Origin of the sequence: Candidatus Viridilinea mediisalina, assembly GCF_002532535.1 — a bacterium.
GTDB lineage: Bacteria > Chloroflexota > Chloroflexia > Chloroflexales > Chloroflexaceae > Viridilinea > Viridilinea mediisalina.
Genome location: NZ_NQWI01000066.1, coordinates 9,081 through 25,987, shown reverse-complemented (window position 1 = coordinate 25,987; position 16,907 = coordinate 9,081). Strand labels below are relative to the sequence as shown.

Sequence of the window (16,907 nt, the reverse complement as noted above, 5' to 3'; positions counted from 1 at the left end):
AGATTGCAGATTGCAGATTGCAGATTGCAGATTGCAGATTGCAGATTGCAGATTGCAGATTGCAGATTGCAGATTGTCAAACTGTAACGTAGTCTAAAACTATGTCTTAATATTTTACCATACCATAGGTACAAGCCTTTGCTTAACGTAAGTATTTGCACCTGTCCTGGGTGTGCGGGCCTCCGGCCCGCGCTCCCAACATGTTACTCTGAGAGGCTGTCTGAAAAGGGTGTTAGTGCCATACCATATGGCACACGTTGGAGTGCCGGCTTTAGCCGGCTAAAGCCGGCACTCCAACGCCAGCCCATGGGCTTTTCAGACAGCCGCAGAACACGTACCGCTTGACAAAATCCATCACAAGCACTAAAATCATTTTTAGGCATACCTCAATTATACTTTCGCCAAAACAGCAAAGGGAACAGCTCTATGCAAATGACATTCAAGCGCATTGAGACGCCATGTCCGGCTTTCAGTTGTCGGCTATCGGCTATCGCACTCCTCTTCCTCCTCATGGTGCTGCTGGCTGCCTGTGGGCAAACGGCCACGGTAGCCGACGAACCACGCAACGCCACAGCGGAGGCCAGCCCGCTCAATGTGGTCGTAACCACCCAGCACTTGGGCGATACGGTGGCCAATCTGGCCCAAGATCGGGTAGAACTGACCGTCCTCTTTGGCCCTGGGATTGATCCCCATACCTATATACCAACGGAAGGGGATTTGCAAATTCTACAAAACGCCGATCTCATCTTCTACAATGGCCTATTGCTGGAGGCACAAATGGGGCGCGTCTTCACACAAATGGAGCAGCGCCAAGCCACGCAGGTGGTAGCGGTGGCCGAAGCACTGCCTGCAGAACGGCTCTTGCTCTGGGAAGAAGAGGAGGGCTACGATCCCCATATCTGGAAGGATGTGCAGCTCTGGATCGCGGCAACCGAGGTGATCCGCACAACGCTCATGGAGCGTGATCCGGCCAATGCCGCCACCTACGAGGCAAATGCAAACGCCTTTGTAGCCGAGCTTGAGCAACTGCATCAGGATATTCTCACCCAGATAGAGCGCATCCCCCCAGAACTGCGGGTACTCGTGACGGCCCATGATGCCTTCAGCTACTATGGGCGCGCCTATGGGCTAGAGGTCGAGGCGGTACAGGGTATTAGCACCGAAGCTGAGGCGAGTGCTGCCGATATTCAGGCAGTAGCCGCAATCCTTATCGAACGCCAAATCCCCGCGATCTTTGTCGAGACCACCGTCTCGCCGCGAACAATTGAGGCGGTGATGGCCGCAGCCAACGCCGGGGGCCAAGCGGTGCGGATCGGCGGCGAGCTCTTTGCCGATGATCTGGGTGAACCAGGCACGCCTGAAGGCACCTACATTGGCATGATGCGGCACAATACTGATACGATTGTTGCGGCGCTGGCGGGGGAGTAGGAGAGGTTTACCTCATGTTTATCGATCTCTTCACCGATTATACCCTACGGACCATCGCGCTGGGCGCCGTGCTGCTTGGCTTGACCAGTGGGGTCTTGGGTTGCTTTGCGGTCTTGCGTCGCCAGGCGCTGCTTGGCGATGCGATGGCCCACGCCGCGCTGCCGGGGGTTGTTTTGGCCTTTATGCTCACTGGTTCGCGGGCCCCTCTGATCCTGGTGCTTGGCGCGGCTATTGCGGGCTGGTTGGGCGCATTGGCCGTACTCGCGATTGTGCGCCTGAGTCGTATCAAAGAGGATGCCGCCTTTGGCTTGGTGCTCTCGGTCTTCTTTGGGCTGGGTATGGTACTACTGACCTTTGTGCAGCGCAGTGGTAGTGCTGGCCAAGCCGGGCTCGACAAGTACCTCTTTGGCCAAGCCGCCGCCATGGTCATGAGTGATGTGGTGATGATTGCCAGCCTCGGGGCGCTGCTGTTGAGCTTGGTGCTCCTCTTCTGGAAAGAGTTTAAGCTGCTCAGTTTTGACCCCGAGTTTGCCGCGAGCCAAGGCTATCCCGTGCGCCGCCTCGATATTCTGCTCACCTCATTGATTGTCGTCGCGATTGTGCTTGGCCTGCAACTCGTGGGCGTCGTGCTCATGAGTGCGCTCCTCGTCGCCCCGGCGGCAGCGGCGCGCCAGTGGACCAACCGGCTCAGTACGATGGCGCTGCTCGCGGGGACGCTTGGGGCCATTGCGGGTGTGGTAGGCGCACTGATCAGCACCAACGCACGCGGGCTCTCGACGGGCCCGGTGATTGTGGTGGTGATCAGCCTAGTGGTACTCGTCTCACTGCTGTTTGCGCCCGAACGCGGCCTTATCTGGGCCTGGGTGCGCCAATGGCGCAACCGCCGCCGCTTTAGCACAAGGCAGCCCTAGATGAGCATGCAACTAGAAATTCAGATCATCGCCGCACTAGTTGCCGCCACCTGCGCCCTCCCAGGCGTCTTCTTGGTCTTGCGGCGCATGGCCATGATCAGTGACGCCATCAGCCACACGATCCTCTTTGGCATCGTGGTTGGCTTCATCATTGTGCGCGACCTAGCTTCGCCTTGGTTGCTGGTTGGAGCCACGCTCACCGGCGTGCTGACCGTCTGGCTGGTTGAGTTGCTCACACGCAGCCAGCGCGTCAAGGAGGATACCGCGATTGGCCTCGTCTTCCCGCTGCTCTTTAGCCTCGCCGTGATCATGCTCTCTGGCTTGGCGGGTGGCAACATGCACCTTGATGAACACTCGGTCCTCTTGGGCGAACTGGTCTTTGCGCCCTTTGATCGTCTCACTTTCTTTGGCCTCGACCTGCCCCGCGCTATCTGGATCAACAGCGGCATCTTGCTACTCAACCTGCTCTTCATCGGCCTCTTCTACAAAGAGCTCAAACTGAGCACCTTTGATCCCCAGTTAGCCGCCGCACTTGGCTTCAGCCCGGTGCTACTGCACTACGCCCTCATGACCCTCGTCTCGCTCACGGCGGTAGGGGCCTTTGATGCGGTAGGCGTCATTCTTGTGGTTGCGCTGATTGTAGGGCCACCCGCTGCGGCCTATCTGCTTACCGACCGCCTCTCGCTCATGCTGATCCTGAGTGTTGGCATCGGCATCATCAGTGCAATTACCGGCTACTGGCTGGCACGCCTGCTCAACACAACCATTGCGGGGGCTATGGCCACCATGGTGGGGGTAGTTTTTAGCCTTGTCTTCGTCTTTGCGCCGAGGTATGGGTTGATCAGACGACTGCGCTAGGTTTCTTTTTGTTAGGGATGGTTTCAGAAAAGTCGAAGGTTGCTGTACAATCTTGCGAGGATGCGTGAGGCGAGGACGCGAGGGCTTCGCATCCTCGCGTCCTCGCGTCCTCGCGTCCTCGCAAACGTTAAAGCCGCCACAAACCCCATCCCTAACAAATCATCTCCGCTCAAGGCGCAGATACACCGCCAACAAGCAGAAAGCCCAGCCGCCAAGAGCCTCCGGAGCTAATCACAGCGCTCATCACCAGCGGGCCAATGGTTGCCCCAAGGCCAAAGGCGGCGTGCAGCCAATTCATGGTACGCGGGCTAAAATGCGCGGCAGCGTAGGTATTGAGGCCAACATCAATCGCACCGGCCCCTACGCCAACCAGCACCCCAAACCCAACCATGAGCGCCCAACTTGGCAAGATGCCATAGGCCAGCAAACTGAGTGCCGTAATCAAAGAGCTCAGGGTTAGCAGCCAACCAACACCAAGGCGCTGCATCAGCCGTGCGGCACTGAAACTGGCAATCAGGTAGCCAATGGTAATCGTGCTAATCAGCGCACCAAGGGCACCAAGGGGCAGGTCGAAGGTCGCACGAATAGAGGGCCACGCGACACCCGTGAGGCCCTCCGGCAAACCCAAGCTGATAAAGGCGACATAGGCGAGGCCAACGAGCAACCCCGGACGGCGCAGAGACTGCATAGAAACCAAATGATACCCTTATTGTTTTGTCACCCTGAGAGGCCGTAGGTAGTGCCGACTTTAGGGAAGCGGATGTTGTTGATTGCCCCGTTTGCTTGGCCACCCTAAGCGAAGGTTCGTAGGAATGTTCCTGTTTGCGCCGTAGGTAGTGCCGACTTATGGTGTTCCAGAAATTAATCCGGTGTCGCGGCACGGGCTAGACCTGATAGATATGCCAGATTTGCGAGGTCTGGTTAGCGGATTATTTACTGGAAGACCATTAGTCGGCTTCCCATCGCTGGCAAAGACCTCAGCCGACTAAAGTCGGCACTACGATGCTCGCCCATGGACTATTCAGCATGACAGGCTGCTGGGATACGTAACAATTTCCGCTTCCCTTAGTCGGCTTCCCATGGCTTCCAAAGACCTCAGCCGACTAACGTCGGCACTACGATGCATGCGAATCATGTACTGCAATCTACAATCGTATTACACCAACTACCATTGAGCATGCCGCATGCCCAATGACAATCTAGCGCATTGAGATGCCATGCTCGGCTTTCAGCTATCGGCTATCGGCTTTGGTATTACCCCCCTCGCAAGCCACTCGTCTGCAGGCATTCATCAATCCATGCTGCATCTTCGGGGCTAAAGGCGGGGGCGGGCGGCGGATCGGCATAGTTAATATCAAGGTCGTAGTGGGCTTGGGCGTAGGCTTTATGGATCGCTTTGCTCAGATCAAGCACAATCGGCGCATCGGGAAAGCGCAGCGGTACCGGAATCAGTGCAATCGGTTCACGCAACTGCAAAGGCCAAATCTCCAGATGGGGGCGGCGCTGCATGCGGCTCAAAAAGATAAAATAGGGCGCATCAGGCAGTGGTTCAGCCGTCTGGAGCCGTTGACCGGCCCGCAGCAGATCAAGCTCTAAGAGATTGGCGGTGCTACAGAAGATCTCCTGGCGTTTCTGCTCATAGACATGGGCACCATCAAAGCCGGGGCGCTTATGCGCCGGGGAGAGCAGTTCAATCACGGTCACCAGAGCATGGTTACGGACGGTGAGGATTTCGATCCGGGCATACTCAATCGGCACAACCATCATGGCGGGGATCGTCAAGGGTGCTGGCAACACCTCAGGTGGTTCATTTTCCAGAATGGCCGCTTCAGCTTGGGTACGACGATTAGCCGCAGTCGTGATATTCTCCAGCGCAGTGTAGGGGGTAATCACAGCCTGATACTGCGGAGTGAGTTGAGCCTGAAGCTGATCGCGGATGGTCACGATCAAATGGTGATGCACATCAGGCCACAAGTTGGGCGCTTCGAGATAGGGGTCCATGCCGGGAAAAGGGGTTTCCATCGTCTTGCTCCATCGTCAAGGCTCCGGCGTCTATGATAGCATAATACCAATTACCCTTGAGCATGCCGCATCATCAAGCACGCTAAGTCCATTGAGACGCCATGTTCGGCAATCTGCAATCTGCAATCTACAATCGGAAATGGTATACGTATATATTGCATCAACTGCAGGGCTAGGGTATACTCGTGATGATGCTTTGGGCGCAACAGAGGAGTTGGGAAAGCTATGGAGCGTGTTCGCGCACATGTTGTCATTACCGGGCGCGTGCAAGGGGTCAGCTTCCGGGCCTATGCCCGTGATCGCGCTCGGGCAGCGGGAGTCGAGGGCTGGATTCGCAATCTCAGCGATGGGAGCGTCGAAGCCATCTTTGAGGGCACCCGCCCCGCTGTGCAACGCATGGTCAGTTGGTGCTACAGTGGCCCCGCCCTCGCAGCGGTCGAGAAGGTCGAAGTACGCTGGGAGGAGCCGAGCGGCAATGAGCAGGGCTTTGCGATTCTTTGGTAGGGGGTGGTGTCAGAAACGCGCTTTCAGCTTTACCGTCGTAGTGCCGACTTATGGTCTTCCAGAAATTAATCCGGTGTCGCGGCACGGACTAGACCTGATAGATATGCCAGATCTGCGAGGTCTGGTTAGCGGATTATTTACTGGAAGACCATAAGTCGGCACTACCTATGGCGCAAACTGTAAAATGTCCTGAAACCATCTCTAATGGTATAACCCTACCTAGCACGACGCAGCGCGACCTGCACGGCATAGCTTACCCCACTCCGCAGGCTATTCATCGTCTTGATGCCCTGCAATTCGACCCCAAGCTGCACCAGGGTTTGGGCCACTTCGGGGCGCATGCCGGTAATGACCACTTGGGTACCTAAGAGGCTGGCAGCCTGAGCGGCATGAATCAGAACCCGCGCCACCTGGGTGTCTACCACATGGACGCCGGTGATGTCGAGAATAGCAATGCTGGCCTGATGCTGTTCGATCCCGGCAAGCAGACCCTCAATGACATGATGGGCGCGCTGGGTGTCAATCGAACCCACCAGCGGCATCACCACCGCATTCTCGGTAATGGGCAACAGCGGGGTCGAGAGTTCCTGCAAGTTGGCATCTTGAGCCGCAATGATCTCTTCCTGCAGGCGCAACTGCTGCTCTTCGATCTGTTTACGTTTATTTATGTCAAGTACATAGCCGTAGTAGCTGATGATCTTACCCTGTTCGTCACGAATGACGGCGGTAAAATCATAGATCCAATGCATGGTACCATCTTTGTGCTGGATGCGATACTCTTGATCAAAATGGTCAATGCCAGTCGCACTGTAGTGGGTCACCTCTTGGGTAATGCGTTCGAGATCATCAGGCGCAACCAGATCAGCAAAGGCGACCTGGCCACTCAGAAAGGCTTCGCGCTCATAGCCTAAGACCTCAACCACATTGGGCGAGACATATTCAACGGGAAAGGGCGGCTGCTCGGTAGCTGTCCAACGAAAGATGACAAAGGGCCCGTGCAAGAGGGTATCATAGTTGCGTTGGTGCGCCACTTCTGCCTGTTTGAGGCGCTCGTTGGCCGCACCCAACTGTTCTTCCAACTCCACGATCCGTTGTTCAAGGGTAGTGACCTGATCATCATGGTCTGGTGTTGCCACAGATGCTCTCCAGTCAGCTTGAGGCTAGCCTTCATTCGTTTCAAATACGGTGGGTTTCTTGACGCAAAGGCGCAAAGGCGCAAGGTTTTTGGCTTATGAGCGCCAAACCTTTGCGGCTTTGCGCCTTTGCGCGAGCTTCTTTGAAAGGTACTGAGGCTAGCCTGCGGTGGGAGCGGGGGTCTCGCCCGATTCGCCCCGGCCCCGCCCAAACCAGGTGCGCCACTCACGGTATTCCCAAACAACCAGCAGTTGGGCTGCGTTGAAGATGGACGAATAGGTACCCGAGATCAGGCCAATCAGCAGCACAATCACAAAATTACGCAGCGTCTCACCGCCAAAGAGGATCAGGGCAGTGAGCGTAAAGAGCGTCGTGAACTGGGTGTTGATCGAGCGGGGCAGGGTCTGCACCAGACTATGGTTCACGATGTCGCCAAAACTCTCGCCGGGCTGCTGGTCGAGTAGATTCTCACGGACACGGTCAAAGACCACAATCGTATCGTGAACCGAGAAGCTGAGCGTGGTGAGCAGTGCGGTGAGGAAGAGCGCATCAACCTCAAAGCGGGGATTGAGGGCGCTAAAGATAGCGGCAAAGCCAATCACAATCAGCACATCGTGGACAATCGAGATGACCGCGCACATGCCATAGCGGAAGGGATGCGGGGCTTCACGAAAGGCCCACCAGAGGTAGAGCAGGATCGCCAAGAGCGCCCCGATTACGGCGATAAAGGCATTGATCGTACTCTCGCGGCTGACCGTAGGGCCAACGCTTTCGAGCCGCTCGATGGTATGGGGGCCAATCTGTTCATTGACCGCAGCCTCAACCGCTTGGCGCTCTTGCAGCAGCGCATCGGGTAGCAGCGCACGGGTACGCACCAAGGCATCGGCTTGGAGCATGCCGTCAACCTCAATTTGGCTCATCTGCACAATCGGGTTCTCGAAGCCAGCACTACTAAACGCCTGAAAGACCTCAGCCGAGGTAACCTCATCGGGGGCCTTATCGGCAAAACGCACCTCCCAGAGAGCGCCGCCACTAAAGTCAATACTTGCCCGCAGACCCAACTCAAAGCGCCCGGTGGTAATCAGCGGGTGCAGCAGCAGAAAATAGAGCCCCGGAACAATCAGGAGAAACGAGAGCCGAAACCACCAATAGCGGCGATTGACAAGCTGTTCAAGCATAGGAATAGTACGCCTTTATTATCTATGACGAAGCCGTTGCGGCGACAGGCGCAGGTCTGCGCTCAAGCCCAAAGATCCAACTACGCTCCTCGCTGAAGAACGGCGCCATAAGCCGCAAGAAGGTTCGGGTGATGACAATCGCCGTAAAGAGGCTCACAATCACCCCCAAGCCCAGGGTGAGCGCAAAGCCCTGAATAATACTCACGCCAAAACTCGTGCCAAAGAGGAAGAGTACAATACAGGTGATCAAGGTCGAGACGCTCGAATCACGGATGGCCGACCACGATTCCTGAAATCCACGCTCTAGCGCATTGCGGATCTCACGCCCACGGCGGTACTCTTCGCGCAGACGGGAGAAGATGAGAATATTCGCGTCTACCGCAAGGCCAATCGAAAGGATAAAGCCCGCAATCCCTGGGAGCGTGAGGGTAATGGGAATATAGCGATAGATCGCAAAGCTGATCAATGTATAGATGAGCAGAGCCACCGTGGCCAGCAAGCCGGGCAAGCGATAGAAGATAACCATAAAGATGGCCACAATCGTCAAGCCCACAATCCCGGCCACCACACTCGTGGCCACCGACTCCTGACCAAGGGTTGCCGTCACACTACGGCTCGTCTCGATCACCAGGGGCACGGGCAGCGCACCATACTTGAGCTGATTGAGGATATTATCGCGGTCAATTTCACTATTGACCTCAATAATCCCAGAGCCATCGGTGAGCGCCGCATTGATCTGCGGGCAGCTCACAATCCGGTTATCGAGCACAATGCACATCGGCTGACCGACGCTACGGGCGGTGAAACTAGCGAGGCTGCGGGCCGATTCGCCCCGGAAGGCGAAAGAGACCGCCGGACGGCTCCCGCCAATCGCCCCCTGAGAAAAGGCGGGCTGCACCGCACCAGTATCCAGATCGGCCCCATCGGTGATACTCTGGAAGACCGGGCCAAGCTCCTCGACCCTCTCCACAGGTTCAAGCTCAGTCAAGAGCGGATTGGGGCTACTACTGGTTCGCACCAGCATGCCAGTCGGCAGATACTGACCCTGTGAATCAATGAATTCGAGGCGTCCGGTACCACGCAGCGTCTCAACCGCCTGTTCAGGATTATCCACCCCCGGCAACTCAACAATAATCCGGTCGCCTCCAGCCAACTGCACCACCGTCTCCCCAACGCCCAAGGCATTCACGCGGCGTTCAATCACGCCACGGGCCGTCTCCAGTTCATCACGGGAGAAATCAGTCTCGGCGGTACGCAGCAAAACCTGAATGCCCCCTTGCAGATCAAGACCGAGGCGGATACGCACATCACGCCCGAAAAAGTTCTCGTTGGGGCTCCAGTTGATCCAGATCGCCAATCCTGTCACCAAAATGATCAAGACGAGCGAGGTAAGCTCACGACTACGCACAAAGGGTCCTTCCTGATTGTAGATTGTAGATTGTAGATTGTAGATTGCCGAACATGGTATCTCAACGAGTTTCAGCGTTAGACAAGGTTTCAGAAAACCGAAGGTTGCTTTACCTTCTTGCGAGGATACGTGAGGCGAAGAGCTGAGAACTTCGCATCCTCACGTCCTCGCAAACTGTTATGTGCGATTACTGACCAGCAGCACGCAGGGCTGCTTCAATTGCGCCCGGCAGACCACTCGTATTGACCACTTGGCCATTGACTTCAAAGGTTGGGGTGCCAGTAATACCGGCGGCAATTGCCGACTGCGCCGCCGCCAAGAGCGTCTCGCGGTGCCTACCCGAACTAAGGCACTCATCAAACGCGGCGCGATTGATCCCCAACTGGCCCGCATAGCCCGAAAAGACATTCCGCGCATTACTCAACGGTGCCCATGTATCTTGGTTTTGCATCAGCAACGAATGCATGCCCCAATAGGCCCCCTGCTCACCGGCACAGCGCGACGCCTCACCAGCAGGCAGCGCATTCTGAAAACCTTCAAGCGGGAATTCGTGGTAGATAAAGTGAACTTTCCCTGTTTCGATATAATCACGTTCAATGATTTTACCTAAATTACGATAGTAAAAAGCACACGAAGGACACTGAAAATCACTATATTTAATCACCGTTACGGGAGCATCGGGATCGCCCTTGTACCAGAAGCCATCGGCTGTCTGACCAACGGGAGCATTGACCTGATCAGCGACACCACCGCCAAAGCCACCACGGATGGCAAAGGTAACCAAGAAAGCAATGCCAACCACGAGCAGCGCCCCAACGCCCAGATAGAACGGCAAGAGCGGGTTGCGCTGCTTGGCGGCGACTTTACGCCCTCGGCGAGCTTGATCTTCACTCATTAGGCTATGTTCTCCTTGTGGTGGCGTGTGCCACCTTCACGTCTAGTATCTTTATCTTGCATTTTGGCGGCTTCGCCGCCAAAATGCAACGAAAAAAGAGAGTTTGGGGCACAGCTTAAGACCAGCCTCTCAAAGCTCGGTGGGGGCATGCGGGGGAACTAGGTTCCCCCGTCATTCTCACTGGCGTTGGTTGCGGGGCGGCCTTGCCGCCCCGCAACCAACGCCACAAAGCGTAACGAAGGCATTATAGCTAGGCGTGAGTCGTGCGTCAAACATGGTGCTTGCGGGCTTGCGGTATCATACAGCTATGAGGGCATACGCTACAGTATAAAGGAGATACCGCCTGTGTCGTCAATAGAGACCGCTCTGCGCCAGCGTTATGGTGCTGCCGATCAGCCAGGGGCGATTATTTGGAATGGGACGCTTGAGTTGCTGTTGAGCCATCGCTCGGTGCGGGCCTATCGAGATGAGCCGCTGCCGACAGGGACGCTTGAGACCATGATTGCCGCCGCACAGTCGCCCGCAAGTTCTTCTAACCTTCAGGCTTGGAGTGTGGTTGCGGTTGAAGAGCAGGCGCGTAAGGAGCGTCTTGCGGAGTTGGCCGGGGGGCAGGGGTTCATTCGGCGCGCTCCGCTCTTTTTGCTCTGGATCGCAGATCTCTCGCGCCTCGCCCGCATCGCGGCCCAGCGTGGCCTTGATCACGAGGGGCTGGATTATACCGAGTTGTTGGTGGTCGGCATTATTGATGCCACGCTCGCCGCCCAGAATGCGGTGATTGCCGCTGAATCGCTGGGCTTGGGTACGGTCTATGTGGGGGCGATTCGCAACCACCCCTTGGAAGTTGCAGCGGAACTGCACCTGCCAACGCGGGCCGTGGCGGTCTTTGGCCTCTGTGTGGGCTGGCCCGATCCCGACAAGCCCACCGCCGTGAAGCCGCGCCTGCCCCAGGCGGCGGTGCTGCACCGCGAGACCTACAGCAGTGCCAATGAAGCAGCGGCGGTGGCGCAGTACAACACGGCGATGCGCAACTTCTACGCCGAACAGCAGATGCGCGTTGAGGGCGATTGGACCGACCATTCAACCAAGCGTGTGGCAGGCCCGCAGAACCTCTCAGGGCGCGATAAGCTGCGGGATGCGTTGCAGCAGTTGGGCTTTGGGATGCGTTAGGTTGGAAGAGGCGAGGAGGCGAAGACGCGAGGCAGCGAGGACGCGAGGACGCGAGGACGCGGGGGCGCGGAGGCGCGAAGACGCGGGGACGCGGGGACGCGGGGGCGCGGGGGCGCGGGGGCGCGGGGGCGCGGGGCTTCGCCTTCAAAGGGTTTCACCAAATGGGGGTAAACTGCCGCTTTTTGCGGTTCGCAGCCCCGGTTTGGCCCGTTCCAATGCAGTTTACGTGTTGGCACGCACCCATGAGGCGTTTTACCGCATTGGGAAGCCCTTCCCAGAACAGGTGAAACCCTTTGAAGGGCTTCGCCTCCTCGCTGCCTCGCTGCCTCGCTGCCTTGCCTCACACCTGGGCTTCAAGCAAACCATGAGCCATTGAGGGCTCCTTCAGCTGCCCCTCTTTGACCATCGTGATGAAGAGATCAACGAGCTGGGGATCCCACTGAATACCTCGTCCAGCGTGGAGACGTTGCAGAGCCTCTTTGAGGCCGAGACTGCGCCGATAGGGCCGGTCGGTCATCATGGCATCATAGGCGTCTACAACTGACACAATGCGCGCCCCCAGGGGAATCTGTTCGCCACAGATCCCAGCCGGGTAGCCTTGGCCATCCCAGCGCTCATGATGGTGACGGATAATGGGCATAACGTCGGCAGCAAAGCGCATCGGTTGAATAATGCGCGCCCCATGTTCAGGGTGCAATTTGATCTGCTCATACTCTTCGGGAGTCAATGGCTCAGGTTTACGCAGAATCGCATCCTCTACCCCAATTTTGCCAATATCATGCAGCAGCCCACCGAAGCGGATAGCTTTGAGTTGGGCAGCAGGCACATGGGCAGCAATGGCCAACTGTTCACTATAACTGGCCAAGCGGCGCAAGTGCCCTTCGGTGTAGGAATCTTTAGCCTCAACCGCAAGTGCCAACATAAACACAACCTGCTCGGTTCGTTCAAGCTGGTCGGTCATGCGTTTGAGCCGTAGTTGCGAAATGATCCGTGCGCGTAACAGACTCGTATCGAACGGCTTGGTCAGAAAATCGTCGGTACCAACTTCCAAGCCACGTTGCCGATTATCACGATCATCCAGCCCGGTAAGCATCGTTACTGGAATAAGTGCGGTAGCCTCATTATCCTTCAGACGCTTACAGACAGCAAAACCATCAAGTAACGGCATGGTCACATCAAGCAAAATGAGGTCGGGTGGCTCCCGTTCAACCTGAGCCAATGCCTCAACACCGTTGCGTGCAATCAGAGGCGTATACCCATCACGAGTGAGGATACGCACGAGCAGATCGATAATTCCAGGATCGTCATCAACAACGAGAATTTTGGCCGTCACAGCGCTACCTTTCTCCTCGTGGGTATACCTCATATGATAACATCCTTGTATAGCCAACATGCAACATGCAATTAACGGTTTTTTAAGGTAAGGGGGGATTCCCTAGGGAACAAAAAAAGAAGAACAGAGGAACGTTCTGTTCCTCTGTTCTTCCGTTCTTCCGTTCTTCACTTCCGTACTACTGGCTACAAGCCCCGCCGCCGCAACCGCCAGCACTGCCACTGGCTCCTCCACCCTCTTGCTCATCGGTGCGGAAGGAGTGACCACAGCCACAGCTCGAAACAGCGTTGGGGTTCTCGATCTTGAAGCCACTGTTCATCATGTCATCAAAGTAGTCAATTGAGGCACCTGCCAGGTAGTTGGCGCTGACGCGATCAACAAGGACACGCAGCCCCGCTGTGTTAAACTCGTTGTCGCCCTCGCGGGTCTCATCATCAAAGATCATCCCGTACTGCAAACCCGAGCAACCACCACCCTGCACAAACACCCGTAGGGCATACCCGTCGAGCTGTTTCTCTTGCATCATGGCCAACAGACGATTCGCGGCCAGGTCACTGACCGTCAACATCGGACCAGCAGGCGTCAGCTCAGTCAGGTTCTGCTCCATCGTCGCCATAGTGCCTCTCCTCTTCAGTCATAGTTTTGCTGGTAGTAGGCCCAACGCGCTATGCTTGCTGGGCTATTCTTTGTGAACAGTATAGCAGATATGATCAAGAAATACTAGAGTTGTTTGTGATTATGAGGGCTACGTCAATGTTGTTGGGGCTTCGCCGCCCCCACACCCCCACCACCCCTTGCCTACGTTTCATCCGGCAACTTTAGGGTAATAATCGCCAATGCCGAGAGGGTATAGGCCACGGCGGCAAAGATAATGATCGGGTTGAAGCCCCAGCGGATCTGGATGTAGCCACTGCTGACGGCGGCAATTGCCCAGCCGCCCGCCCAGAGTACACTCATGAGGCTCATCGCCATGCCGCGCTGGCGTGTGGGCGTATGGCGCATCACGAGGGCATCGTTCATAGGAAAGCTGGCCGAGACAAACATGCCGCGCAGGAAGAAGCCGATGACCGCTGGTGTGAGCGCCGGGATGAGCATAAGCATGAGGCCCACCACAGTGCCCATACGCAGCAGCGCGGCAGCCCGGCGCAGCCCGATCCGTGCGGTCACCGGCGAGCCCATGAGCGCTCCGAGGCCCATGCCGAGGGCGGTCACAGCCAGGATCAGGCCGACGATACTATCGCTCAGATCGAAGACATTGCGAAAGAAGAGATTCTGAAACGGCAGAATCGCCCCGCCGCCCATGCCGAGCAGCAGCCCAGCGAGCGCAAAGCGCAAAAGGCGCGACAGCGGTATGGGCGTTTCATTGGGCTGTCCTGTGTCCCTTTCGTCTTCGCTGCTACGCGGCGTCTCGCTACGAACTACAGGCAACGAGCGCAGGATCGGCAGGGCCGCGCAGAGCGAGAAGAGGATCACAATGCCCAAGGCCATACGGTAAGCTGCGGTATCTTGCGGATCCACATCGAGCAGCATAGCAGCCAAGCTCGGCAGAATACCACCGAGAGCGCTGCCAACCAAGCCGATCATCAGCGTGACTGAGGCATTGAGGCCAAAGACATGGGCACGATCGCGGTCGTTGGTCACCCCGGCCAGCAAAGGAACCACCGCAGACATGGTCATCAGAAACGAAGCCCCGATCACAAATTGGGCTGCCGCGAGAGCCCAGAGATCATAGGCGCGGAGCATAAAGCCCCAGCCAATACAGTAGCTCACGAGGGCCACGACCAGCGCCCGTTGGGGCCCAATGCGGTCAATCACAAAACCTAAGGGAACCCCCAGCAGCATCCCCGCCCCACGGCTAATCGTAGACATCAAGCCAGCCGTATCGGCTCCATAGCCCAAACTCACAAGGTAGAAATTGAAGAGCAGATCGGCAATGCTGAAAGCAAGTCCAAACAGGATACTATGGGCTAGAATACGCCGTACAGGTGGACTAAGATTGTGCATAAGCTTATATGAAAGAAAATAGGGTAGAGGAAAGTAAGAAATAGGGCAGCAGCGCAAAGGTAACTACATCATTCAATCTAGTACCATAACCAAAAACTCCTCATCACTAAACGGACTACGCACACGCTCTATGGTGGTAAAACCAGCGCGTTCGTAGAGCCGTTGGGCGCGCCGATTCCAGGCTGCAACGGTGAGGCGCAACAACGAGGTAGCAAAATGGGCGTGAGCAAACGCAAGGATCGCACTAAAGTAGTGCATACCTTGCCCCTGCCCTGTCAGATCGGGGCGCACACCTAAGCCCACATCCAACCACGGACTGGGATAGTATGGCCCCGGCACTTGAGCATCTTCGCCAAAGCAACAGAAGGCAACCACGTTGCCAGATTCAGTTTCGATCTGGAAGCAATTGCTCCCTTGTTGACTTTTCAGAAAGGCGGCGATCACTGCGCCATCAACGAGATTGTAGACATCGTATGGTGGTGGGTAGCGCCAACGGATGATCTCCAGAGCAGCCGCACGGCTCAAGGGACGAACGTGCAGGTTCATAATACCATTTCAGATTGTAGATTATTGATGGCAGATTGCCGAACATGACGTCCCAATGAGCTTTAGCGTTATTGATCATGCGAAACGTTCAACAGTAATACCATTTACGATTGCAGATTGCCGATTGCCGATTGCCGAACATGACGTCCCAATGAGCTTTAGCGTTATTGATCATGCGAAACGTTCAACAGTAATTGATCCAAGCTCAATCTCTACTACGGGCGCTCGAAGGGCTTGCCCAAGGCTGCGGGGGCTGGGGCGGCGATGCGGTTGACGATTGCGGCAACCGGGCTTTGCAGCGGCTTGGGCAGGCTTGCAATGCGCCGCCGCATTGTCGGGCTGGCTATCAGGTTGACGAGAGCCAGCACGAGGATCATAAGCACAAACGGGGCTACCTGAAAGACCTGGGTTGGAATGGTCCGCAGGGTGCCTTGTGAGCGGAGCGCCAGGATTTCGAGTGCGGCGAAGAGGTAACAGCCCAGGGCGACGCGCCACGGACGCCAGCCGCCGAAGATGACGATGGCTAAGGCGATCCAGCCCATGCCAAAGGTGTGGCGGTACGACCAGCCTTGTTTCAGGTCGAGTGAATAGGCTGCTCCGGCAATGCCCACCAGCATGCCGCCGACAATGCAGGCCATGTAACGCCAGCGGGTAACATTGATCCCGCGCGCAAAGGCCGCCTCGGGCCGTTCACCGAGGGCGCGGAGCGTCAGACCGCTACGGGTACGAAAGAGGAACCACCAGGTAAGCGGTACAAGCAGAAAGCTCGCATAGATCAGTAGGTCGTGCCGAAACAGCATAACCCCAATGATCGGGATTTCACTCAGAATCGGAATCGGCATAAAGGGCACAGAAGGGCCAGGTACACGCACCACTGGCGCACCCAAGAATGATGAGAGTTCGGTACCCAAGAGTGCCAACACAAAACCCACTGCCGTCTGCGACTGCCCCAAACTCAGGCTGAGGAAGCAGAGTACCAGCGCAAAACAGGCTCCCACCAAGGCAGCGGTCACAAAACCCAGGGGCACACTATTGACTGCTAGGGCCAGACTAAAGCCCGCCATAGCCCCCATCAGGATCGTGCCATCGAGCGACAGGTTAATCACCCCGGCACGCTCGCAGATCAACGCGCCCATTGTGGCGAAGATCAGCGGCGCGGCGGCAGCAAGGACTGAGGCGAGGTCGCGTGTGAGTTGATCCATAGAGGTAGAGAGGGATCTAGAGGAGAGATGAGAAGAGAGAACACAGAGGTTTGAACCACAGAGGCACAGAGAGCACAGAGGTTTTTGTTTTTAGGTTTTTGCTGTTTATTTCTTGTTTTTTCAAGATTTACATGTATTTATTTTTTATTGATCGGATTTCGGTTTTTTTATTGCCCAATTAATGGTTTAAAAATAAAAATCTTAATCAACCTTCATTATTTATTAAAAAAACAACCTCAATCCCTCTCACTCTCTGTGTCCTCTGTGCCTCTGTGGTTCAAAATTTAGAGAACACAGAAATTTGAACCACAGAGGCA

General features: G+C 56.2%; 16 protein-coding genes. 5 read left to right on the top strand and 11 right to left on the bottom strand.

Annotated elements, in window-relative coordinates:
- Window positions 1–426: 426 nt before the first annotated feature.
- From CJ255_RS13845 to CJ255_RS13835, 3 genes are read left to right on the top strand one after another with little or no spacing between them, the layout of a single operon-like run.
- A complete protein-coding gene (locus tag CJ255_RS13845; RefSeq protein ID WP_245863412.1) occupies window positions 427–1,428 on the top strand; it encodes a metal ABC transporter solute-binding protein, Zn/Mn family in 1,002 nt (333 codons plus the stop codon).
- Window positions 1,429–1,442: 14 nt separating this feature from the next.
- Window positions 1,443–2,339 (top strand): metal ABC transporter permease, encoded by an 897-nt coding sequence (locus CJ255_RS13840; protein WP_097644692.1) that lies wholly within the window; start codon window positions 1,443–1,445, stop codon window positions 2,337–2,339.
- A complete protein-coding gene (locus CJ255_RS13835) occupies window positions 2,340–3,197 on the top strand; it encodes a metal ABC transporter permease (RefSeq protein ID WP_097644691.1) in 858 nt (285 codons plus the stop codon).
- Between the two features lie 169 nt (window positions 3,198–3,366).
- Here CJ255_RS13835 and CJ255_RS13830 read toward each other — a convergent pair whose 3' ends face one another.
- Both CJ255_RS13830 and CJ255_RS13825 read right to left on the bottom strand, forming a co-directional pair.
- Window positions 3,367–3,885, bottom strand: a complete 519-nt coding sequence (locus CJ255_RS13830; RefSeq protein WP_097644690.1) for an MFS transporter — start codon at window positions 3,883–3,885, stop codon at window positions 3,367–3,369.
- Between the two features lie 566 nt (window positions 3,886–4,451).
- Window positions 4,452–5,219, bottom strand: a complete 768-nt coding sequence (locus tag CJ255_RS13825) for a DUF4058 family protein (protein WP_097644689.1) — start codon at window positions 5,217–5,219, stop codon at window positions 4,452–4,454.
- A gap of 225 nt (window positions 5,220–5,444) precedes the next feature.
- Between CJ255_RS13825 and CJ255_RS13820 the strand changes: the two genes are divergently transcribed.
- A complete protein-coding gene (locus tag CJ255_RS13820) occupies window positions 5,445–5,723 on the top strand; it encodes an acylphosphatase (protein WP_097644688.1) in 279 nt (92 codons plus the stop codon).
- A 215-nt stretch (window positions 5,724–5,938) separates the two neighbouring features.
- Here CJ255_RS13820 and CJ255_RS13815 read toward each other — a convergent pair whose 3' ends face one another.
- The 4 genes from CJ255_RS13815 to CJ255_RS13800 form a co-directional block, all read right to left on the bottom strand.
- Window positions 5,939–6,859, bottom strand: a complete 921-nt coding sequence (locus CJ255_RS13815; protein WP_097644687.1) for an STAS domain-containing protein — start codon at window positions 6,857–6,859, stop codon at window positions 5,939–5,941.
- 156 nt (window positions 6,860–7,015) lie between these two features.
- Window positions 7,016–8,035, bottom strand: a complete 1,020-nt coding sequence (secF, locus tag CJ255_RS13810) for a protein translocase subunit SecF (protein ID WP_097644686.1) — start codon at window positions 8,033–8,035, stop codon at window positions 7,016–7,018.
- A 22-nt stretch (window positions 8,036–8,057) separates the two neighbouring features.
- Window positions 8,058–9,443 (bottom strand): protein translocase subunit SecD, encoded by a 1,386-nt coding sequence (gene secD, locus CJ255_RS13805; protein WP_097644685.1) that lies wholly within the window; start codon window positions 9,441–9,443, stop codon window positions 8,058–8,060.
- Window positions 9,444–9,630: 187 nt separating this feature from the next.
- Window positions 9,631–10,338, bottom strand: a complete 708-nt coding sequence (locus CJ255_RS13800) for a DsbA family protein (protein ID WP_097644684.1) — start codon at window positions 10,336–10,338, stop codon at window positions 9,631–9,633.
- Window positions 10,339–10,683: 345 nt separating this feature from the next.
- On the opposite strand from CJ255_RS13800, the gene CJ255_RS13795 reads away from it, so the two are divergent.
- Entirely contained in the window at window positions 10,684–11,505 is an 822-nt protein-coding gene (locus tag CJ255_RS13795) for an NADPH-dependent oxidoreductase (RefSeq protein ID WP_097644683.1), read from the top strand.
- Between the two features lie 340 nt (window positions 11,506–11,845).
- Here CJ255_RS13795 and CJ255_RS13790 read toward each other — a convergent pair whose 3' ends face one another.
- From CJ255_RS13790 to CJ255_RS13770, 5 genes are all read right to left on the bottom strand, one after another.
- Window positions 11,846–12,838: an HD-GYP domain-containing protein gene (locus tag CJ255_RS13790; protein ID WP_097644694.1), complete on the bottom strand. Its 993-nt coding sequence runs from the start codon at window positions 12,836–12,838 to the stop codon at window positions 11,846–11,848.
- 178 nt (window positions 12,839–13,016) lie between these two features.
- Window positions 13,017–13,454, bottom strand: coding sequence for a HesB/IscA family protein (locus CJ255_RS13785; RefSeq protein ID WP_097644682.1), 438 nt, complete (start codon window positions 13,452–13,454; stop codon window positions 13,017–13,019).
- Between the two features lie 182 nt (window positions 13,455–13,636).
- Window positions 13,637–14,842: an MFS transporter gene (locus CJ255_RS13780; protein ID WP_097644681.1), complete on the bottom strand. Its 1,206-nt coding sequence runs from the start codon at window positions 14,840–14,842 to the stop codon at window positions 13,637–13,639.
- A gap of 72 nt (window positions 14,843–14,914) precedes the next feature.
- Window positions 14,915–15,388: a GNAT family N-acetyltransferase gene (locus CJ255_RS13775; protein ID WP_097644680.1), complete on the bottom strand. Its 474-nt coding sequence runs from the start codon at window positions 15,386–15,388 to the stop codon at window positions 14,915–14,917.
- 215 nt (window positions 15,389–15,603) lie between these two features.
- Window positions 15,604–16,590 (bottom strand): ABC transporter permease, encoded by a 987-nt coding sequence (locus CJ255_RS13770; protein WP_097644679.1) that lies wholly within the window; start codon window positions 16,588–16,590, stop codon window positions 15,604–15,606.
- Window positions 16,591–16,907: the final 317 nt, after the last annotated feature.